Below are 20,299 nucleotides of genomic sequence, written 5' to 3' on the forward strand. Positions count from 1 at the left end.
CATGGGCTTGAACACTTCACACAGCACCACGGTCGCCACGGCCACTGCTGACGCCGCCGCCCCCGCATCCCTGTCCCCCAGCCGCCGCGCCTGGCTGCGCTTCAAGCGCAACCGCCTGGGCTACTGGAGCCTTCTGATTTTTTGCGCGCTGGTGCTGGTCAGCCTGTGCGCCGAGTTGGTCAGCAACGACCGGCCCCTCATCGTGCGCTATGAAGGGCAGACTTACTTCCCCATGCTCAAGGACTACCCCGAGAAAACCTTCGGAGGTGACTTTGAAACCCCCACTGATTACCTTGACCCCTTCATCAAAGAGCGCCTGAGCGAAGGCGCCAACTGGGCGCTCTACACCCTCAACCCCTACGGCCCCAACACGCTCAACTACTTTGCCAAGGCGCCCAACCCTTCGGCCCCTACGACGGACAACTGGCTGGGCACCGACGACCGGGGCCGTGACCTGTTGGCCCAGTTGCTCTACGGATTTCGGGTGAGTGTGCTGTTTGCCCTGGCGCTCACCGTGACGGGGGTTTTGCTGGGCGTGATCACGGGCGCCATTCAGGGTTTTTTTGGCGGCAAGACCGACCTTGCGTTCCAGCGATTCATTGAAATCTGGGGCTCCATGCCCGAGCTGTATCTCCTCATCATCTTCAGTGCCGTGTTCGCGCCCAGCATCTCGCTGCTGCTAATCTTGCTGAGCCTGTTTGGCTGGATGGGATTGAGCGACTATGTGCGCGCCGAGTTTCTGCGCAACCGCCAGCTCGACTACGTCAAGGCCGCACGTGCGCTGGGCGTGGGCAATGGCCAGATCATCTGGCGCCATATCTTGCCCAACAGCCTGACGCCCGTGGTCACGTTCTTGCCGTTTCGCATGAGCGCGGCGATATTGGCGCTCACCTCGCTTGATTTTCTTGGGCTGGGAGTGCCGCCGGGTACGCCCTCGTTGGGCGAGCTGCTGAGCCAAGGCAAAAACAACATTGATGCGTGGTGGATTTCGCTCTCCACGTTTGCCGTTTTGGTGGTGACCTTGCTGCTGCTGACCTTCATGGGTGACGCGCTGCGCGATGCCCTTGACCCGCGAAAGGCCGACCAATGACTGCCCACCCTTTACCGTCGGCGGTGCCGTTGCCATCGCCCGCCCATGCCAGCCGGGGCACGGCCGACACCACACAGGCGCCGCTACTCGACGTCAAAGACCTTCACGTGCGTTTTGGCACCAAAGAGGTCGTGCGCGGTGTGAGTTTTCGCATTGCTGCGGGCGAAAAACTGGCGCTGGTGGGCGAGTCGGGCTCGGGCAAAACCATCACGGCGCTGAGTCTGCTTCGGCTGGCGGGCGATGCCGCCATCACCGGGCAGGTGCTGATGCATGGGCGTGGCGATCTGCTGGCCCTGACAGAGCGGCAGATGCGCGGTGTGCGGGGCGGTGACATTGCCATGGTGTTTCAGGAGCCCATGACGGCGCTCAACCCGCTGATGACCATCGGCATGCAGATTGCCGAAATCCTGCAGCTCAAAAAGGGCCTCACGGGCGCGCAGTGTGCCCAGGCGGCCATCGAGCTGCTGTCCACAACCGGCATCCCGGAGCCCGCGCGTCGCGCCAACAGTTTTCCGCACCAGTTGAGTGGTGGCCAGCGCCAGCGCGCCATGATTGCCATGGCCCTGGCCAGCGAACCCAAGCTCTTGCTGGCCGACGAGCCCACCACGGCGCTGGATGTGACGCTGCGCGGGCAGATTCTTGACCTGTTGTCCGACCTGCAGCGCCAGACCGGCATGGCCGTGCTGCTCATCACCCACGACCTGAATCTGGTGCGCCGTTTTGCCGACCGGGTTGCGGTGATGGAGCATGGCGTTCTGGTCGAGCAGGGGCCGGTGGCCGAGGTGTTCGGCGCGCCACAACACGACTACACGCGCCGACTCATCGCCAGCCGCCCCCGGCGCGATGTGATCGACACCGCGCCCCCCCCAGGTTCAATGCCGGTGATCAAGACACAGGGTTTGCGGGTGGTCTATCCGACCCCTTTGCCGGGTGTTCGCGGGTGGTTTGGCAAGGGTGAGTTCGTGGCCGTGCAAGGCGCCACGTTGCAGTTGTTGCCTGGGCAGACCTTGGGGGTGGTGGGTGAGTCTGGCTCGGGTAAATCCACGCTGGCGCAGGCCATTTTGGGCCTGCTGCCCTATGCCGGGGATTTGCAGGTGGGCGGCGGGGCATGGCAGCAGCCGGCAACGCGCAACACTGCGGTCAACCAGCGCCTGCGCCAGCGGGTGCAGGTGGTGTTTCAGGACCCCTTTTCATCGTTGTCGCCACGCCTTACCGTCGAGGAAATTGTGGGCGAGGGGCTCAAGGTGCACGAGCCCGGTCTGACCGCCGCCCAGCGTCGTGAGCGCGTCGAGTCCGTGCTGGCCGAGGTGGGTTTGGCCGAGGCACAATACCCGCGCCTGCTGGACCGGTATCCGCACGAGTTTTCAGGCGGCCAGCGCCAGCGTGTGGCGATCGCGCGAGCGCTGATCGTGCAGCCCCAGGTGCTGGTTTTGGATGAGCCCACCAGTGCGCTGGACGTGACCATCCAGCAGCAGGTGCTCACGCTGCTGCAGCGCCTGCAAAAGGAGAAATCCTTGAGCTACCTGCTCATCACCCACGATGTGGATGTCATACGCGCGATGGCGCACGAGGTGCTGGTGATGAAAGACGGCGCGGTGCTTGAAAGCGGCGGCGTGAACGAGGTGCTGGATGATCCTCAGCACCCTTACACACAGCGCCTGGTTGCCGCTGCCGCCGTTCCTGCACTCGCCTGATTTTAGAGAAAGTGCCAGGCGGCGCTTATTTTGTATGGATATATCGCTATGAAAAATATAGCGTATTGAGCTGGCAACCGTGGTGAAATTCGCCAAGGTATTGAGCTTTGCCGCTGGCGGGCATTGGGCTTTTGATCTGTGCCGACGAGCTGGGGTCAACCCGCCACAACGCAGCCCTCGGTGCTTACGTCATGACGCCGCGCCGCGCCAATTGCTCACTGGCGGGTGGCATCCACAGGATTTTCGTCACATCAAGGCCCATGGCGCGAGCGCGTTCCACAAGGTGTTCGCGCACATGCCAGGGCAGGCTGGGTGTGCGCGAGAGTATCCATAGATAGTCTGTGCTGGAGCCCACCACCATGGCCCACTGGTAGTTTTCATCCAGCGCCACCACGTTGTAGCCACCATAGAAGGGGCCGAAGAACGACACCTTGAGGGCGGCCTGGTTCGGGTCGCCTACGAAGCGTGCCGTGCCCTCGGCTTCTTTCCACTTCTTGGCTATGGGGTCGTAGCCCCGGTTCACCACCTTCACGGTGCCGTCCTGGTTGCGACTGTAGGTCGCGCTGGTCTGGATCAGTCCACGCTCGAAGGAATGCTCTATGCGCGCCACTTCGTGCCAATGACCTAGATAACGTTCCACGTCAAACCCGCTGACTGGCTTGATGCCTTCGGGTGTGCGGGGTGTGGAACAGGCAGACAGGGCCGCCAGCGCCACCACAGCGGCGGCGCCGATCATCAAGGTCCAGCCGGTGTGGCGACGACGGGGGGCGTTATCAGTGCGCATGGGCGTTTCCTGTTCTTTTGCGTTATTCAGCGGCTCAAGGCCTTGTCTGGTGGTGTCTTGTGGTGGCTGGGTGTAATGAGACCGCGCTTGAATCTGCGCTCCAATGTAGGAGCCAGCGTGGCGCGGGCGTGTAGGAGTGAACTGTCAGCGCGTGTCGGTGGGCAGCGGCGCGGATGGGTTGTGCGGAGGGTGCCATGCGGGCCTTTCAAGGTGAGGTGCGTGGCCATGACAGGGGTAGAGTCCGGCCATCAACGTGCCTTTTTGCCTCCCGTCTCAAACGCCCCATCCGGAGAATCCATGTCAGCCCATGCCCCGTTACCGACGTCCACCGATGCCCCGGCACAGGCACCTTTGCCCGTGGATCACCTGCGTTTTCACAGGCCCCACGCGCATCTGGCGCCCGCCTTTGGCACTGACCGGTTTGCCCTGCGGGCCGAGGCCTTTGCACGTTTTTTTGGTACGCCGTTGTTTCTGGGGACGCAGACGGTGGTTGTGGTGCTGTGGATTGCGATCAACCTGTTGGGCGCCACCACGTTCGATCCATATCCTTTCATCTTGCTGAACCTGGCATTCAGCCTGCAGGCCGCCTATGCTGCGCCCTTGATCCTGCTGGCCCAGACCCGCCAGGCCACGCGGGACAAGGCCCATGCCGAGGCCGATGCGGAGCATCGCGAGGCGTTGGCCGTTGCCAACGAGCAGCGCCAGTCCATTGCTGCGCAAAACGCAGCCCAGTTGTTGGAGCTGCTGGAGCAGAACACCCGGCTGACCGCGCAGACCCGTGAACTGGCGGCACGTCTGGAGGCGTTGACCGTTGAGATTCATCAGCGTTTTGTGGCGCCTGCCGGGCAGGCCTGAGACGCCTGGAATCTTCCGCCGCTCGTTGCTGTCATTGCGTATGCACACTCCAACAAAGCCGTCGCTTGTTGTGCGCACCCGATGGCCTGATTGTTTTATCCGCCCGTGCGCCGATCACCACAGGAAATCGCCATGAACCTGCCCCTTCCTTTCTCACCTGCACCAGCGCCTGCACAGGCGGCCTTGCCATTGGCGCCCGCCGTGAACCTGGCGGTGGATATCAAGGCGCTTTACCACCGCGTGCGCGCGGTGTGCCCACCTGGTCAGTGGGTGACCGCGTTTCACTTGGGGAACGAACACACGCTGATGGCGTCCGGCATGGAGGCCACATCGCCGTCCATCATGCTGACCCTCGCGCTAGGGCGCTTGAAGACGGCGCGTGACTTTTTTCGCAGTGACCTGCCCACGCCACTGGAGTTGGAAACAGCAATTGCCGAGGTGGAGGATGAAGTGTATGCCGCACATGTGCGCCATCGCCTTTGGGTGCCTCAAGGGGCGCTGGTGGTGCCTTACGCAGCAGATCCGGCACTGCATGACTTGGCCACTTTGGCAGGCGTCGCCGCCGGGGCGCAGCGGTTGTTGACAATAGATGCGGTGGAGCGCCTGTTCAACCGCCTGACAGCCGTCTCGCAAGGGAGGCCCGCTGCGCATGAAGGACTGCCAGCCAGCGCAGCTTTTGCCGCTGCCTTGCTGGTGCTGCGCGAGCTGATGCACCATATGCCGTTCAAAACGCTCGTGCTGTTACCACCAGCCGATGTAGCGACTCATTTCGAATGAAAATGGGTATTTGCGCAATAGCCATAAGCGCTAGCAGCTATAAATTAAATAGCAATATGGCACAAGGCAGGCGCGCTTTTGCGCGTTGAATACGTGGCCCGCGTGTCAGGCAAAGGTGTCCACGTTGTTGCCAAGGCCTGGCGTTTTACCGCTGGTCGACGGTGTTTTAGTGTCAGATTTTTTGGCGTCTTGCGCCTGTTGCAGCTTGTCGGCCTGGTCTTGCTGGTTTTGGCGCTGAATGGCCGCAATCTGCTGCTGCACCATCTGGATCTGGGCCTGCAGCAGTTTGACCTTCTCCTGCTTGGCCTTGGCATCCATGTCTTGTGAGGCCACACCGCGCAGTTCCTCGGTCAGCTCGCGCAGCTGCTTTTGGAGTTTGGCAACGTCATTGCCGCCGCGGGCGCCCGAGGTGGCGCCAGAAGAAGAGGTGGCAATGGAGATCTGCATACCTTGTTATCGACAGGTGGGTGGAAACCTTAAGCGGTGTGGTGGGCGCAGCCCGTGGAGCCGGGCTCGCACCCGCACGCATGGGGCGCTGAAAACGCCAGCGCTCTCGGCGCCAGCGGCCTGCTTATTTGCCTGCTGCCTTGGCGGCGCCTGCCTTCTGGGTCTTGTTGTAGACCTCCATCACGGTGGCGAAGTCGCGATCAAAGTTGATGGGCAAGAAGGTGTCGTTGCCTGGCAGCAACTGGCGCAGTTTGGGTGAGAAGTTGTAGGCGTAAGAACACTTTTTCACGCGGGCCTGCAGGTCGGGCGATACGTCTTTGCCCAGCGTCCATGTCTCGGTCATGAATGGGGGGCTCTCCCACAGGGTGCGGATGCTGGAGCCTTTCACTTCGCCCTTGACCACCATGCGCTGGTAAAGATCGCTGGCCACGGCGGCTGCAGGGTAGAACCCATGCATCACACCCGTGACAGAACGCTCATGGCCCTTGGAGAACACCACTTCATAGTTTTGATCGGGCACCAGGCCAATGGCTGGGAACAACGCACGGGGCGCCAGGTTGCCCGAGTTGGACGTCGGTGTGGTGTGTGCGATCTTCGCGCCTACGAGGTCCTTGGGTTGTTTGTAAGGGCTGTCGACACGCGTGATCAGGATCAGCTTGTAGGAGTTGCGCACGCCGCTGGCCTTGTTGCCGGGCACGCCAAACGGGGCGGGCTGGCCGGCTGCCACCAACTGGGGCACCAGCCCCGGGTTCACCTGGGCCAACTGCACCTTGCCGGCGATGAGGTCGCCAATCAGTTCTTTTTCACCCAGGGTGTCGATGTTGGTGCTGCGCTCCAGCGATTCGCCCTGCTGGTTCTGCAGATCGATGTTGCCGCAACGTGCGAGGTGGTTGAAATAGTCACCCCACACCAGCATCGTTTCGCTCTTGTCGTAGGTTTTTGGCATGGCAACCACCAGCTTTTCGCGAGGGCCGCCAAAGCTGGGGGCGGGAGCCGGTGCTGGTGCGGCAGCGCGCGCCGTTGCGCGGTTGTGGGTCGCGCTGTTGCCGTCCGTTTGTGCGGCCACCGGGCCGAAGATCACGGTAGCGCCCAACAAGAATGCGCCAGTACGTACATGACAAAACATGGTGAATCTCCCTCAGTTATTGCAGTGATTGTGGTGGTGGCCGCGGGCGCGCGAAGCGTGGCTGGCCAGTGGATGGAAGTCTTTCGCACTGGTTGCCTTCGCGGCACTTCACGGCTGCGGCGCGCAGGCGTAACAGTCTGTACCAGACGGTCAAGTATGCATGAACCCTTGGCGGGGCGATCTGTGCGCGCACCCGCCAGGGTCACACGTGGGACTGCGCTGGATCGGTCGGCGAGACCCTTGGCGCAGCAAGGCTCTACGAGATCGTAAACAGGCTCTTATGGCCGCTGTGCCATCACCAGCGCATAGAGCGCTTGCGCCGCCACCGAAAGACTTACGTCGCGCCGCCGCACCAGGTAGATCTGCCGCGTCAGCCCCGGCAGTGACAGCGGCCGCGTGACCAGCCCTGGCTGCTCGAAGTGAAACAGCGTGAGCGCAGGCACCACGCTGATGCCCAGGCCCGCGCGCACCATGCCCATCACGGTGGCCAGCTGCTCCACCTCCATCAGCGTGTGCATGGCCTGCGGGTGCAGGGCGGCCTCGAGGTACTGGCGCACGCTGCTGGTGCGGGCCAGGTGGATGAAAGGCCAGGCGGCCAGGTCCTGCGCGGTGATGGCTTTGCGGCGGCGCGCCAGTGGGTGGTCTGCGGGGCACACCAGATAGAAGTTGTCGCTGCAAAAAGGCTCGGCCTGCAGGGCTGGGGTGTCGGCACGGATGGCCGCCAGCGCAAAGTCGGCATGGCCGCTGGCCACACGGTCAATGCAAGGCTCTGACAGCACATCGGCAATGTCGATCTCAATGCCGGGGTGGGCCGTGCGGTACTGCGCCAGCACGCCCGGCAGCCAGCCTGCGGCCAGCGACGGCAGCAGCGCCACGGCCACACGCCCGCGCTGCAGCGTGGCGCTGTCGCGCACGGCGGCCAGCGCGCTGGTGATTTCGGTGCGGATGCGGCGGGCAGACTCCAGAAAATTCTGCCCCTCGGGCGTGAGGTCCACATGCCGCGTGCTGCGGTCGAACAGGCGCAGGCCCAGGTCGTCCTCCAGCGCGCGGATGAGGGCGCTGAACGCGGGCTGCGACAGGTGGCACAGAGTGGCAGCGCGCGTGAAGCTGCGCTGCTCGGCCAGCGCGAGGAAGGCGTCGAGCTGGCGGCTGGAGAGGTGGGGGGCGCTCATGCGGGGTGGGTGTTATTCATCTGGTTTTCAGATGGATTCATCGTAACAATCGATTTCACAGAATACAGACATGTTCCTACATTCACGGTCAGGAGACAACGGATTCATGCCGAACGACCAAAAAACCAACCTGCTGGTGGGCTGCGCCGCCGGCTTCTCGGGCGACCGCACCGACGCGGCCCTGCCCGTGGTGCAGGCGCTCATCGCCAGCGGCCAGCCTGCGGTGCTCATCTTCGAGACGCTGGCCGAGCGCACGCTGGCGCTGGCCCAGCTCGCGCGCCGCACTGACCCCGATGCAGGTTACGAACCCCTGCTGGTGGACCTGCTGCGCCCCGTGCTGGCGCAGTGCCTGGCGCACGGCGTGCGCATCGTCAGCAACTTTGGCGCGGCCAACCCGCACGGCGCCGCGCGCCGCATCCACGCGCTGGCGGCCAAGCTGGGCCTTGCCCGCCTGCGCATTGCCGTGCTGCAGGGCGACGACCTGAGCGGCCCCGAACACCGCGCGCTGCTGCAGGGTGCGCTGGGCGCTGCGATGCCCACCGAGCCCATCGTCAGCGCCAACGCCTACATCGGCGCGCAGGCCATTGCCGATGCGCTGCGCGCAGGCGCCGATATCGTGGTGTGTGGCCGTGTGGCCGACCCGTCGCTGGTGCTGGGCCCCGCGCTGGCGCACTACGGGTGGGCATTGGACGACTGGGACCGGCTGGCCCGCGCCACCATGGCGGGGCATCTGCTGGAATGCGGTGCACAGGTCACAGGCGGCTACTTTGCCGACCCTGGCTACAAGGATGTGGCGGGCCTGGCGCAACTGGGCTACCCCATCGCCGAGATCGACGCCGACGGCCACTGCACCATCACCAAGCCCCCGGGCACAGGTGGCAGCATCACCGAGCGCACGGTGAAGGAACAGCTGCTGTACGAGTTGCACGAACCGGCGGCGTACCTCACGCCCGATGTGGTGGCCGACATCACCACCGCCCGCGTGACCACGGTGGGCTCCGACGCGGTGCGGCTAGAAGGCGTGCAGGGCCATGCGCGGCCCGCCACGCTCAAGGTCAACGTGTGTTTTGAATCGGGCTGGTTTGCAGAGGGCGAAATCTCCTACGCCGGCCCGCGCGCCGAAGCCCGCGCCCGCCTGGCGGGCGAGGTGCTGCGCGAGCGGTTGCAAGGCCTGGGCCCCCTGCGCATCGACCTGATCGGCGTGACCAGCATCTTTGGCGACGACACCAGCCGCTGGCTGAACGACCCCGCAGCGGGCGATGCCCACAATGACACCCGCGATGTGCGCCTGCGCGTGGCCCTGCAGCACCGCGACCACGCCAGCGCCCAGCGCCTGGTGCGCGAGGTGACTGCGCTCTACACCTGCGGCCCTGCGGGCGGCGGCGGGGTGCGCACCGCCATGCGCCCACGCCTGGGCACCGTGTCGTGCCTGGTGCCGCGCGAGGCCGTGGCCGTGCGGTTTGAGATGGTGGATTGAGGAGTACACACACCATGACAACCACCATCACCGTGCCTCTGTACCGCCTGGCCCACAGCCGCACCGGCGACAAAGGCAACCGCTCCAACATCAGCGTCATCGCCTGGCACCCCGCGCTGTGGGATGTGCTGGTCGATCAGGTCACCGAGGCCGCCGTGGCGCAGCAGTTTGCGCAGCGCCGCCCGCGCCAGGTCACGCGCTACCTGCTGCCGCAGCTGCAGGCCATGAACATCGTGCTGGACGAGGTGCTCGACGGCGGCGTGAACGACTCGCTCAACCTCGACAGCCATGGCAAGGCGCTCAGCTACCTGCTGCTGGACCTGCCCATCACCGTGCCCGCGCACCTGGCGCCGTACTTTGGCGGACCTTCCGTGTAGCCCCGCTTTTTTCTTTTCCATCCATACCAACACAAGGAGACAACATGACCCATTCATCCCCCCGCCGTGCTCTGCTCGCCACTGCCGCCGTCCTGGCGCTGGGCACATTGCACGCCCCCGCTGCGCTGGCCCAGGCGGCAGGCGCCTACCCCGCCAAGGCCATCACCTTCGTCGTGCCCTTTGCCGCAGGCAGCGCCACCGACCAGCTGGCCCGCGCGCTGGGCCAGTCCATCACCAACGACACCAAGCAGCCCGTGGTCATCGACAACAAGGCGGGCGCCAGCGGCATGATCGCCGCGTCGGCCGTGGCCAAGTCGGCAGCCGATGGCTACAGCGTGCTCATCACCACCAACACCACACACGCCGCCAACGAGCACCTGTACAAAAAGCTGTCGTACGACCCGGTCAAGGACTTTGCCCCCGTCACCGGCCTGGGCAAGGGCGGGCAGGTGCTGGTGGTCAACGCCAGCGCGCCGTACAAAAACGTGGGCGAGCTGCTGGCCTTTGCCAAGAAAAACCCCGGCAAGCTCAGCTTTGGCAGCGGCAGCTCGTCGAGCCGCATGGCGGGCGAAATGCTCAAGCAGCTCGCGGCCGTGGACATCCTGCATGTGCCCTACAAGAGCAACCCGCTCGCCATCACCGACCTGCTGGGCGGGCAGATCGATCTGATGATCACCGACACCTCCACCGGGGTGCCGCAGGTCAAGGCGGGCAAGCTGCGTGCGCTGGGCTACTCCACGCAAAAGCGCAGCACCCAGCTGCCCGACGTGCCCACCATCGACGAGGCGGGCGTGAAGGGCTACGACATGGGTTACTGGTTTGCGGCCTACGTGCCTGCCAACACACCCGCGCCGGTGGTGGCGCGCCTCAATGAACTGCTGGGCGCCGCTACCAAAAGCGCGGCGGCCAAGAGCTTCTTCGACAACGCAGGCTCCGAAGTCTGGACCACCACCCCTGATGAACTCGCCAAGTTCCAAGCCGCTGAAACCCAGAAGTGGGGCAAGGTGATCAAGGCCGCTGGTATCGAGGCCGAGTAAGCCGCTCGCCCGGCGCACGCTGACCTGCGCGCCGGGTTCTCTCCCTTCTTTCCGCTTTTTTCGCGCCCCCTGCCATTCACTGGCAGGTGTGGGCGAAGCCTTGCCCGCGTGCGGCGCAAAGACGCCGCCACCTTCCCCCAGAGCCGCACAAGCGGCCACATCAACCACCCATCCAAGGAGACAACATGAGACCCCTTCATGCATTCGGAAAAATAGCGCTGACCGCCGCCGCTGCTGCGGCCCTCGCTGCCTGCGGCGGCAGCAGCAACAGTGACGCAGCCAAGGGCCCGGCCTTCAAGCTGGAGATCACCGGCACTGAAGCCTTCCCCGGCACTTACGGCGATGTGGGCGAATACCAGCGTGTGACCGGCACGCTCAGTGGCGAGGTGGACCCCAAGGACTCCAAGAACGCCACCAGCGGCAGATTCAACCGGTCGATGCAACACATTCGCTGAACATCTCAGCGGGTGTGTGGAAGCCCAGCGTCTTGCGCGGCCTCTCATTCAATTGTCTCGCAATGGCGTTGAGCTGAAGCTGTGAGAGACCCGAGAGATTCATGCCCTTGGGCATGTACTGCCTGAGTAAGCCGTTCGTGTTCTCGTTGCTTCCCCGCTGCCATGGGCTTCGCGGGTCGCAGAAGTACACCTGGATGTCGGTAGCCATCGTGAATTGCTTGTGAGCATGCATCTCCGAGCCTCTGTCCCAGGTCAGTGACTTGTACAGTTCCTGCGGTAGCTTGCTGGCGCTCTTGATGAGTGCCTTGACGACCGACTGCGAGTCTTTGCCATTCAGCTTCACCAGCATCACGTATCGCGTTTGACGTTCAACCAGTGTCGCAATTTGGCTGTTGCCACTGCCAAAGACCAAGTCGCCTTCCCAGTGACCAGGCACTGCCCGGTCCTCGACGCAAGCGGGGCGCTCGCTGATCGAAACAGCGTCAACGATCTTTCCGTGAATTGCCGTCTTCTGTGTGTAGTGCCGTGATCGGCGCATTCCACGAGTGCGTCTGAGGTGCTCCAACAGCTCCTTCTTCAAGGCGCCACGCGCTTGAATGAACAGACTGCGGTAGATGGTCTCGTGTGACACGTGCTGGCTCTCGTCGCAAGGATAAGTTTGCTTGAGCCAACCTGCAATTTGCTCCGGCGACCACAGCATCCGCAGCTTGTGAGCCACGATCCGGGCCAATGCACGGTTCTGCCTGAGCTTGCAGCGCTTTGGGCGCTGCGCTCGATTCCAAGCCGCTTCATCTGCCTGAGTTGCACGGTAGCCATCACAGCCGCCATTGCGCTTGATCTCTCGGCTGATCGTCGACGGTGCTCGCCCGAGCCGCGTTGCGATGGAGCGAATCGATTCGCCTGACACCATCGCCCGCGAGATCTCCTCGCGCTCTGCCAACGTCAATGCAATTGCTGCACGTGATCGCTGCGCAGGCCGGAATCCGCCCGTCTCTGCAAGTATCCGATGGATCGACGAGTGGGCGCGATCAAAGAGCTTGCCGATCTCATGCAGCGTCCAGCCTTGCTTCCAGCGCTCCCACATCAGCGCCTTCTGGGTATCTGAATAGTAGATTCTTGGTCGCTGTTTCATCTGCAACACTCCTTGCGCCTACGCGGTGGTTAGTGTGTTGCATCGACCGGTTGAATCTGCCCTCCGTCACCGGCAATTCAAAACAGGCCAGTGCTGGGAGCGCTTTGAGAACGAATCGTCGCGCACGGAGTGAGCAGTTGTACCCGCCCCCAAGGGCGTGTCCGAATTTTTGTGTAAACGGTTCGGACTTCAATTGACGGAGATGCGGTCTCCGAACTGAATGGAAACCCTTGGGTATCCACCGTAATGTGGCGCTTGATGCCTGAGACTTTCTTGCCCGCGTCATAGCCCTTCAAGGCCGCCGTGTCTGTGTTCTTCACGCTCTGCGCGTCCACGATCAAGAACGCGCTTGAGGCGTTGCGCCCCAGTCTCTCTCGGGCCGCGCCAACCTGATTTTTTTAAAGCCTGCTCCAGCACGCTCATTCCGCGCTGGTCAGGCTCACTCCATTTGCGCCAGTACGCATACACGTTCTGCCACTTGGGAAACTGTGGTGGCAAAAAACGCCATTGGCAACCCGTGCGCAGAAGGTACAGCACCGCACAGAACACCTCGTACAGGTTCAGTTCTATGGGTTTGGTGCTGCGCCGCACGCTACGCAGCAATGGCTCTATCTCAGAGAATTTCTCTCGGCTGATGTCGCTTGGGTATGGCTTTCTGGTCACCAAGCGATTTTCCTATCTTAGGAGATCGTAAACAGGTTCTAAGGGCCACCGGGCAGCTTGCCGCGCAGGCCGAGGTAGCCGTAGAACCGCAGTTGGAGCTGCCCGTGTTCGTCCTCAAAAAGCTCGTTGACGATCGCGCCCTCGCGCGGGCATGCAGCTTGGAAGAAGGTCACTTTGCTCTGCGGCTCGAAGGCGATGATCTCGCGCAGATCCTGCCCCGCGATGGTGGCCTCGCGCACGATATGCGTGCCGCTTTCTTGCACTACCTCGCAGTGGGTGCACAAGTTGGGCGGCAGAAAAAGCCGTGCATCGCGGGCCTTGAGCACAAGGCCCGCCCAGGTCTCGGCGCGGGTGAGTGGCACTTCGCCGGCAGGGTTGACGGTGGCGGTGGAATAGATCATGGTGGTTTCCTGTCGGTGTTGCTTGCTTAAAGAGTTCGTTGCACGGCGCTCAGGCCGCCTGGGAGGCCGCATCGGCGATGCTGCGGTACGAATGCAGCGGGCGGCCTAGCAGTTGCACCAGGCGCTCCACGTCGCCCGCTTCGGGCGCCATGCAGTCGGTCAGGAAGCGCTCGGCCATCAGGCGCATGTCGTACGCCATCCAGTGCGGCATGGCGTTGCGCAGGGTGGTCTCAAAGGTGCCGGTGTCGTCGCCACCGTAGGCGATGGGGCGGTTTAACGTTGCGGTGTTGACGCCAACTGCAGAATGACCAACACCGCCAGTAATTTCATGACCACCCCGAGTCCTTGCAAAACAAAGCTGGATGCGCCTTTCCCGATACATGCGTCCTATCAGTTCGGAATTGGAACAAGTGCTCTGAACTGGTCGATTCAAGGTCAGCCGTAACATCTTTATGCAAAAGTGCCTTGAATGACTTCCAGGCCTTTTTTTCTTTTTTTGATGGGATCGCACCGCAGAACCTGTGCTGTATTTGTGCGGCTACAGCCCACCAAACAACCCCCTTCGTCCAGCAATTCGTAGCTGATCTTCGGCCGCTGGTCCAGGTGCTGCTTGATGGCGGCGGGTCTCGCCTTGCGGGTTTTTCAGCAGGGCCTCGCGGTCTCACACTCAGGCGCCGGGCGGGCATTCGGTGCGGATCAGGAACGTGGTGAGCGCCGCGATCATGGTGCTGTCATTGTGCCGCTGACCTTTCAAGCCCGTAGGCAACTGCGGGAAAGCACGGGGGGTGTAGCCTTGCGCCATTGGAATGGAAAGACAGACCCTTGTGACCCAACACCCCAACGATTTTTGGACCCGCAGTGGCTATTCTGGTTTGCAGCGCAATGACCGCGGCTGGTCGGTGCCTACAGAGGCATATGTCCGCAGCCTGCTTGCACGGCCTGAGTTGGCCCTGGTGCCCGAGTCTTGCGCGGCCGAAGTGGCCCTGCATGAAAGCCTGTTGTCCACGCCGCTCAAGCCTGTGCCCACGGTCGAGCTGGCTGCCGTGCAGGACGAAGATGCGCGCGAGAACTACGCTGTGTTCCTGCGCTTTCGCGATGGCTTGATGGCGGCGGGCACGCTGGAGGCGTATTACCTGCAACTCATGCGCAGCGGGGCGGTGAACGTGCCTGCCGTGTTCATCGACGCCGTGGTGCAGGCTCTGCTGCGCAACCTGCTGGATGACTGCAACGACGCCCTCGAAGCCCGCGCTGCCGAGATGTTGTTTCGCCCGCAACGCATCACCGTGCAAGAGGGGCAGATGCTGGCAGGCGATCGGGCAACCTTGGACATGCTCAATGAGACCGCGGGTTTGGGCGAGGTGGGGCGCCTGCTGCTGCAAAGCGGAGCATTGCAGCCCGCCATCGACATGCAGGTGCTTACGGCTGACAACGCGGCGTTGTATTGGGCGCAGAGCGAGCGTCACCACTTTTTGCTGGACCTGACCCATGAGCTGACGCAGGACTTGAGCCACGGCCTCACCCTCAAGCTGACCCGCGCCCGCTCGGGCTTGAAGGCCCTGGCGCGCGTGCTGGAGCGCTGGGTGTTGCATATGCTGGGCGTGCAGGTGCAGATTGAGCCGGTGCACCAGATCAACGACAGCGCCTGGCGCTGGCATGTGGGGCTGGATGTGGAGTCCACCGCCATCCTGAACGACCTGTACCAGGACACCCCGGTGGAGGCGGAACGCATGCTGCGCTTGGTCAGCCTGTTCACGCTGACCTTTGCCAACCCCTCCGAGATGCGCGCCGATGTGGCGGGCAAGCCGGTGTACCTGGGGCTGGCGACCAACGCCGAGGGTGTGGTGCGCATCAAGCCCCAGAACCTGTTGCTCAATTTGCCACTGGCATCAGCGTCTTGATGCTATTAAATAAATAGCTGCTAGCGCTTGATGAGTAAGCGCTAGCGGCCAGTTTTATTCAAATTTCTCCACGTTGGATGGCGGCCCGGTGCTGGGCCCTCATCCCATTGTCATCAGGCTCGCATTGCCCCCAGCCGCTGCTGTGTTCACGCTCAGCGCGCGTTCGATCAGCAGGCGCTCCAGCGGGATGTCCGTGGCACCGGGTTGCAGTGCCATCACGCCCACGATGGGCCCGGCGCGGCGGGCGAGGGCAGTGCACACGGCCTGTAGCGATGGGGCGTCGCCGTGGTGCAGCACGGCGTCCAGCTCCAGGGTGCCGTCGTTCAGTGTGTTGTCCTGCAGCATGACCTGCGCTTGCACCAGCGTGGGCAATGGCTTGCGCTGGTTAGCCTGGGCGTGGGGCCACAGAGCGGTGCCACCGCTGGCGAGCACGGCTGCAGTCTGCACCAGCAGGTCGTCCACACTTTGCGCCAGGCACAGCACGCGGGCACGGGGGGCCAGGGTGTAGACGTTGCGCTCGCCCGTAGGGCCGGGCAGGGTGCGGGCGGTGCCGCTTTGGGTTTGCTGGGCAAAACGCTGGCAGGTGCTGGCCAGGGTTGCGTTGCCTTGCAACTGGGCCCATTGCTGCAGGGTGGCCAGGGGCGCCAGCAGGCGCTCGCGCACAGCATCCTCGGGTGGCGTGGCGCGGTCAGCCTCTGCAAAGGTGCGCGCCAGCGCATCGGCCGGGCGATGCGACAGCAGGCGCAGCAGGTACAGCGGCCCGCCCGCCTTGGGCCCCGTGCCCGACAGGCCTTCGCCGCCAAAGGGCTGCACGCCCACCACGGCACCGACCATGTTGCGGTTCACGTAGACGTTGCCTGCGTGGGCACGGTTCACCACGCGGGCAATGGTTTCGTCGATGCGGGTGTGGACGCCCTGTGTCAGGCCGTAGCCGGTGGCGTTGATCTGGTCGAGCAGCTGGTCCAGGTCGTTGCGGGCGTAGCGCACCAGGTGCAGTACGGGGCCGAAGACTTCGCGCTGCAGTTCTCCGATGTGGTTCAGTTCGATCAATGTGGGCGGAACGAAGGTGCCCTGGGCTCCGGTAGCCGAAACATGGTTCGGGTGCTGGAACACGCGGTGGCCCTTGGCCTTGAAGGTCTCGATGTGTTGGGTGATGCCTGCCTGAGCTTCGGCGTCAATCACTGGGCCCACGTCCACGGCGAGCGCGGCGGGGTTGCCCACGCGCAGCTCGCCCATGGCGCCTTGTAGCATCTCGACGACGCGGTCGGCAGCGTCGTCCTGCACACACAACACGCGCAGGGCCGAGCAGCGCTGGCCTGCGCTGTCAAAGGCGGACGACACGGCATCGCCCACCACTTGTTCGGCCAGGGCGGACGAGTCCACGATCATCGCGTTTTGCCCGCCGGTTTCGGCAATCAGCGGAATGGGGCGGCCTGCGGCGTCGAGCCGACCCGCCACGGCGCGCTGCAGGATGCGCGCCACTTCGGTGGAGCCGGTGAACATCACGCCCATCACGCGCTCATCTCCAATCAAACGCGCGCCCACGGTTTCGCCCTGGCCGGGCAGCAGCTGCACGGCCGCGCGGGGCACACCGGCCTGCCACAGCAGGCGCACGGCCTCGGCGGCGATCAGCGGGGTTTGCTCTGCCGGCTTGGCCAGCACGGGGTTGCCTGCGGCCAATGCGGCAGCGACCTGGCCCATGAAGATGGCGAGCGGGAAGTTCCAGGGGCTGATGCAGGCCACCGGGCCCAGCGGGAGGTGGGTGGCGTTGTCGAAGGTGCTTTGCACCTGGGCGGCGTAGTAGCGCAAGAAGTCCACGGCTTCGCGCACCTCGGCAACGGCGTTGCTGGCGCTTTTGCCCGCTTCACGCATCAGCAGGCCCAGCAGGGGCTGCATGCGGGTTTCCAGCAGGTCGGCGGTGCGCAGCAGGGCCGCTGCGCGTTCGGCGGGTGGCGTGGCAGCCCAAGGTGCTGCGGCGGCCTGGGCGTGGGCCAGGGCCTGGTCCACATCGGCGGTGGTGGCTTCTTGCACCTGGCCCACCACGTCGTTGTGGTTGGCGGGGTTGCTCACGGGCTGGGTGGGGCCTGCGGGCACGTCTGCGGCCAGTAGGGGCGCTGCCGCCCAGTCGTGGCTTGCCGTGGCTTGCAGCGTGGTAGCCAGCTCGGTCAGCGTGTTTTCGTTCGACAGGTCCAGCCCGCGGGAGTTGCTGCGGTGGGCGCCATACAGGCCCTGCGGCGTGGCAATGCGGGGGTGGGGCAGGCCCGCAGTGCCTTCCACGGCAGTTTGCTGGTCCACCACTTGCACGGGGCTCTTCACCAGCTCGTCCAGCGCAATCGTTTCATCGGCAATGCGGTTCACAAACGAGGTGTTGGCGCCGTTTTCGAGCAGGCGGCGCACCAGGTAGGCCAGCAGGGTTTCGTGCGTGCCCACGGGGGCGTAGATGCGGCACGGGCGTCCCAATTTACCGGCGGTGATGGCGCCAACCACCTGCTCATACAGCGGCTCTCCCATGCCGTGCAGGCACTGGAATTCGTATTGCCCCGCGTAGTAGTTGCTGCCCGCCAGTTGGTAAATGGTGGCCACCGTTTCGGCGTTGTGGGTGGCGAACTGGGGGTAGACAGCCTCGGGTGCGGCCAACAGTTTGCGCGCGCAGGCGATGTACGAAATGTCGGTGTGCACCTTGCGGGTGTACACGGGGTAGTCCTCCAGGCCATCGACCTGGGCGCGCTTGATTTCGCTGTCCCAGTACGCGCCCTTCACCAGGCGCACCATCAGTCTGCGCTGGCTACGGCGGGCCAGGTCCACCACATAGTCGATGACGAAGGGGCAGCGCTTTTGGTAGGCCTGGATGACGAAGCCAATGCCGTTCCAGCCTGCCAGCGTGGGCTCGTGGCACAGGTGCTCCAGCAGGTCGAGCGACAGCTCCAGGCGGTCGGTTTCTTCGGCGTCGATGTTCAGGCCAATGTCGTACTGCTTGGCCAGCGCGGTCAGGCGCAACACCAGCGGGTACAGCTCGTCCATCACACGGCCAAACTGTGCGCGGCTGTAGCGCGGGTGCAGGGCCGAGAGCTTGATGGAGATACCCGGCCCTTCGTAGATGCCGCGCCCGGCAGAGGCCTTGCCAATCGCGTGGATGGCCTGCTCGTACGAGGCGTAGTAGTGCTTGGCGTCTTCGCTGGTCAGCGCCGCTTCGCCCAGCATGTCGTACGAATAGCGAAAGCCCTCGGCCTCCATCGTGCGGGCGTTGTGCAGGGCCTCGTCAATGGTCTCGCCGGTCACAAACTGCTCGCCCATCATGCGCATGGCCATGTCCACGCCCTTGCGGATCAGGGGCTCGCCGCCCTTGCCGATCAGGCGGCTGAGCGAATTGCCCAGGCTGCCCTCGCTGTGCGTGGCCACCAGCTTGCCGGTGATGAGCAGGCCCCAGGTGGCGGCGTTGACGAAAAGCGAAGGGCTTTTGCCCAGGTGGGCATCCCACTGGCCGTGGCTGATCTTGTCGCGGATGAGCGCATCGCGCGTGGCCTTGTCGGGGATGCGCAGCAGCGCCTCGGCCAGGCACATCAGCGCCACGCCTTCTTGCGACGACAGCGAAAACTCCTGCAGCAGCCCTTGCACGATGCCTGCGCGCCCGGCGCTGGCCTTGCGTTCGCGCAGGGCCTTGGCGATGCGCAGGGCCAGTTGCTCGGCTGCTTCGGCCTGGTCCCGTGGCAGGCGTGCCTGGGCCAGCAGTGGGGCCAGCGCTTCGGGTTCGGGGCGGCGGTAGGCAGCGGTGATGGCGGCGCGCAGCGGGTTACTCAGTGGCGTGCGGGGCGCGAAGTCTGCAAACAGGGCGGAGGGCAGCGTCATGGCGGTGTCTTTCAGGGGTTTTGTGGGCCCAACACAGGGTGGATGTGTCGGTTTTGCACGTTACTGGCGATGATCCTTGGGTTGATGATGAATAAATGGTCGAAAATTGGCGCTCGTGCAGAATAAATCGCTACTCAATATGCCAACAGAACCCGATCTGGACCGAATAGACCGCAAGATTCTGTCAATCCTGCAGGAAGACGGCCGCATTGCCAACCTCAAGCTGGCCGAGGCGGTGGCCTTGTCGCCCACGGCAGTGTTGGCGCGCGTGCAGCGCCTCACGCGGGATGGCTTCATCCTGGGCTACGAGGCGCGCCTGAACCCCCTGAAGCTGGGCGCGGGCATGCTGGTGTTTGTGGAGGTGCTGCTGGATCGCACCACGCCCAATGTGTTCGACCAGTTCAAGGCCGCCGTGCAGGTGCACCCCGAGATCATGGAATGCCACATGGTGGCGGGTGGGTTTGACTACCTGCTCAAAACCCGCTCGGCCGACATGAACGCCTACCGCGTGTTTGCGGGCAACGTGCTGTGGCAGTTGCCGGGTGTGCGCGAGACGCGCACCTATGCGGTGATGGAAGAGGTCAAGCACAGCAATCATCTGCCCTTGCGTTGACGCTCTGTGCATCGGTGGGCAGTTGATGGGATGGATGTGCGCGGGCAGCGGCGCTGCCGCTTGGGTCACATTGGCTGCGCAGGCCAAAGCCCGCATAATGCCCCGCACAAACGTCCGATCGAGGAGAAGAACCATGACCGCCTTTCCCTACGCAGCCGCAGCCCTGGTGGCTGCCCTTTTCAGCCAGTCCGCTGCGGCCTCGTGCTATGTGGTGTATGGCCCGGATAAAACCGTGGTGTACCGGAGTTACGAACCCCCGGTGGACATGTCGCGCCAGATCCATGAAACGCTGCCGGTGGTAGCCCCTGGCTCCACGCTGGTGTTTACGCCGGATGACCATGGTTGCCGGTTCAGCATGAACAAACTGCCGTTGACGACGGTTTCGGCCCCCGGTGGCTTGCGCATGCGCCCCGCACGCGCGGACCGCAGCTGATCCAGGTTGATGGGGGTGGCGG

Annotated in this window: 19 protein-coding genes and 1 pseudogene; 11 read left to right on the plus strand and 9 right to left on the minus strand. The window is 63.9% G+C overall.

Annotated elements, in window-relative coordinates:
* Positions 1-7 precede the first annotated feature (7 nt).
* Both KI609_RS10025 and KI609_RS10030 read left to right on the plus strand, forming a co-directional pair.
* Positions 8-1,090: an ABC transporter permease gene (locus tag KI609_RS10025; RefSeq protein WP_226449614.1), complete on the plus strand. Its 1,083-nt coding sequence runs from the start codon at positions 8-10 to the stop codon at positions 1,088-1,090.
* Entirely contained in the window at positions 1,087-2,784 is a 1,698-nt protein-coding gene (locus KI609_RS10030; RefSeq protein ID WP_226449616.1) for an ABC transporter ATP-binding protein, read from the plus strand. The genes KI609_RS10025 and KI609_RS10030 overlap by 4 nt, the downstream gene beginning before the upstream one ends.
* A 184-nt stretch (positions 2,785-2,968) precedes the next feature.
* On the opposite strand, the gene KI609_RS10035 is transcribed toward KI609_RS10030, so the two are convergent.
* Positions 2,969-3,568: a lipocalin family protein gene (locus KI609_RS10035; protein WP_319003138.1), complete on the minus strand. Its 600-nt coding sequence runs from the start codon at positions 3,566-3,568 to the stop codon at positions 2,969-2,971.
* A gap of 297 nt (positions 3,569-3,865) precedes the next feature.
* Here KI609_RS10035 and KI609_RS10040 point away from each other — a divergent pair, with 297 nt between their 5' ends.
* Together KI609_RS10040 and KI609_RS10045 are read left to right on the plus strand one after the other, a co-directional pair.
* Entirely contained in the window at positions 3,866-4,423 is a 558-nt protein-coding gene (locus KI609_RS10040; protein WP_226449619.1) for a DUF1003 domain-containing protein, read from the plus strand.
* Between the two features lie 132 nt (positions 4,424-4,555).
* The gene (locus KI609_RS10045; RefSeq protein ID WP_226449621.1) at positions 4,556-5,200 is read left to right on the plus strand and encodes a hypothetical protein; all 645 of its coding nucleotides are present in this window, start codon (positions 4,556-4,558) and stop codon (positions 5,198-5,200) included.
* A 105-nt stretch (positions 5,201-5,305) separates the two neighbouring features.
* Here the strand turns inward: KI609_RS10045 and KI609_RS10050 are convergent, their stop codons facing one another.
* From KI609_RS10050 to KI609_RS10060, 3 genes are all read right to left on the minus strand, one after another.
* Positions 5,306-5,647, minus strand: a complete 342-nt coding sequence (locus KI609_RS10050) for a FlxA-like family protein (protein ID WP_226449623.1) — start codon at positions 5,645-5,647, stop codon at positions 5,306-5,308.
* A 124-nt stretch (positions 5,648-5,771) separates the two neighbouring features.
* Positions 5,772-6,773, minus strand: a complete 1,002-nt coding sequence (locus KI609_RS10055) for a PhnD/SsuA/transferrin family substrate-binding protein (RefSeq protein WP_226449626.1) — start codon at positions 6,771-6,773, stop codon at positions 5,772-5,774.
* A gap of 278 nt (positions 6,774-7,051) precedes the next feature.
* Complete coding sequence (locus KI609_RS10060; RefSeq protein WP_226449628.1) at positions 7,052-7,945, minus strand: LysR family transcriptional regulator; 894 nt, start codon at positions 7,943-7,945, stop codon at positions 7,052-7,054.
* Positions 7,946-8,051: 106 nt separating this feature from the next.
* Between KI609_RS10060 and KI609_RS10065 the strand changes: the two genes are divergently transcribed.
* From KI609_RS10065 to KI609_RS10080, 4 genes are all read left to right on the plus strand, one after another.
* Positions 8,052-9,422, plus strand: a complete 1,371-nt coding sequence (locus tag KI609_RS10065) for an acyclic terpene utilization AtuA family protein (protein WP_226449630.1) — start codon at positions 8,052-8,054, stop codon at positions 9,420-9,422.
* Positions 9,423-9,436: 14 nt separating this feature from the next.
* A complete protein-coding gene (locus KI609_RS10070; protein ID WP_226449632.1) occupies positions 9,437-9,799 on the plus strand; it encodes a hypothetical protein in 363 nt (120 codons plus the stop codon).
* A 44-nt stretch (positions 9,800-9,843) separates the two neighbouring features.
* Positions 9,844-10,836, plus strand: coding sequence for a Bug family tripartite tricarboxylate transporter substrate binding protein (locus tag KI609_RS10075; RefSeq protein WP_226449635.1), 993 nt, complete (start codon positions 9,844-9,846; stop codon positions 10,834-10,836).
* A gap of 185 nt (positions 10,837-11,021) precedes the next feature.
* A complete protein-coding gene (locus KI609_RS10080) occupies positions 11,022-11,291 on the plus strand; it encodes a hypothetical protein (RefSeq protein ID WP_226449637.1) in 270 nt (89 codons plus the stop codon).
* On the opposite strand, the gene KI609_RS10085 is transcribed toward KI609_RS10080, so the two are convergent.
* The 4 genes and pseudogenes from KI609_RS10085 to KI609_RS10100 form a co-directional block, all read right to left on the minus strand.
* Complete coding sequence (locus KI609_RS10085; protein ID WP_226450124.1) at positions 11,263-12,423, minus strand: IS30 family transposase; 1,161 nt, start codon at positions 12,421-12,423, stop codon at positions 11,263-11,265. The two genes, KI609_RS10080 and KI609_RS10085, sit on opposite strands and share 29 nt — an antisense overlap.
* 221 nt (positions 12,424-12,644) lie before the next feature.
* Positions 12,645-13,089: pseudogene (locus KI609_RS10090) on the minus strand (IS5 family transposase); the annotation flags it as partial.
* 35 nt (positions 13,090-13,124) lie between these two features.
* Positions 13,125-13,487, minus strand: a complete 363-nt coding sequence (locus tag KI609_RS10095; RefSeq protein ID WP_226449639.1) for an AtaL-like protein — start codon at positions 13,485-13,487, stop codon at positions 13,125-13,127.
* Between the two features lie 49 nt (positions 13,488-13,536).
* Positions 13,537-13,698: a hypothetical protein gene (locus KI609_RS10100; protein ID WP_413463400.1), complete on the minus strand. Its 162-nt coding sequence runs from the start codon at positions 13,696-13,698 to the stop codon at positions 13,537-13,539.
* Positions 13,699-14,311: 613 nt separating this feature from the next.
* Here KI609_RS10100 and KI609_RS10105 point away from each other — a divergent pair.
* On the plus strand, positions 14,312-15,385 hold the full coding sequence (locus tag KI609_RS10105; protein ID WP_226449641.1) for a DUF6352 family protein: 1,074 nt from the start codon (positions 14,312-14,314) through the stop codon (positions 15,383-15,385).
* A gap of 99 nt (positions 15,386-15,484) precedes the next feature.
* On the opposite strand, the gene putA is transcribed toward KI609_RS10105, so the two are convergent.
* A complete protein-coding gene (putA, locus tag KI609_RS10110; protein ID WP_226449644.1) occupies positions 15,485-19,231 on the minus strand; it encodes a trifunctional transcriptional regulator/proline dehydrogenase/L-glutamate gamma-semialdehyde dehydrogenase in 3,747 nt (1,248 codons plus the stop codon).
* Between the two features lie 139 nt (positions 19,232-19,370).
* On the opposite strand from putA, the gene KI609_RS10115 reads away from it, so the two are divergent.
* Complete coding sequence (locus tag KI609_RS10115; RefSeq protein ID WP_226449646.1) at positions 19,371-19,844, plus strand: Lrp/AsnC ligand binding domain-containing protein; 474 nt, start codon at positions 19,371-19,373, stop codon at positions 19,842-19,844.
* 133 nt (positions 19,845-19,977) lie between these two features.
* Positions 19,978-20,277 (plus strand): hypothetical protein, encoded by a 300-nt coding sequence (locus tag KI609_RS10120; RefSeq protein ID WP_226449648.1) that lies wholly within the window; start codon positions 19,978-19,980, stop codon positions 20,275-20,277.
* The last annotated feature ends 22 nt before the right edge of the window (positions 20,278-20,299 follow it).

Origin of the sequence: Acidovorax radicis, assembly GCF_020510705.1 — a bacterium.
Taxonomy (GTDB): Bacteria; Pseudomonadota; Gammaproteobacteria; order Burkholderiales; family Burkholderiaceae_C; genus Acidovorax; species Acidovorax radicis_A.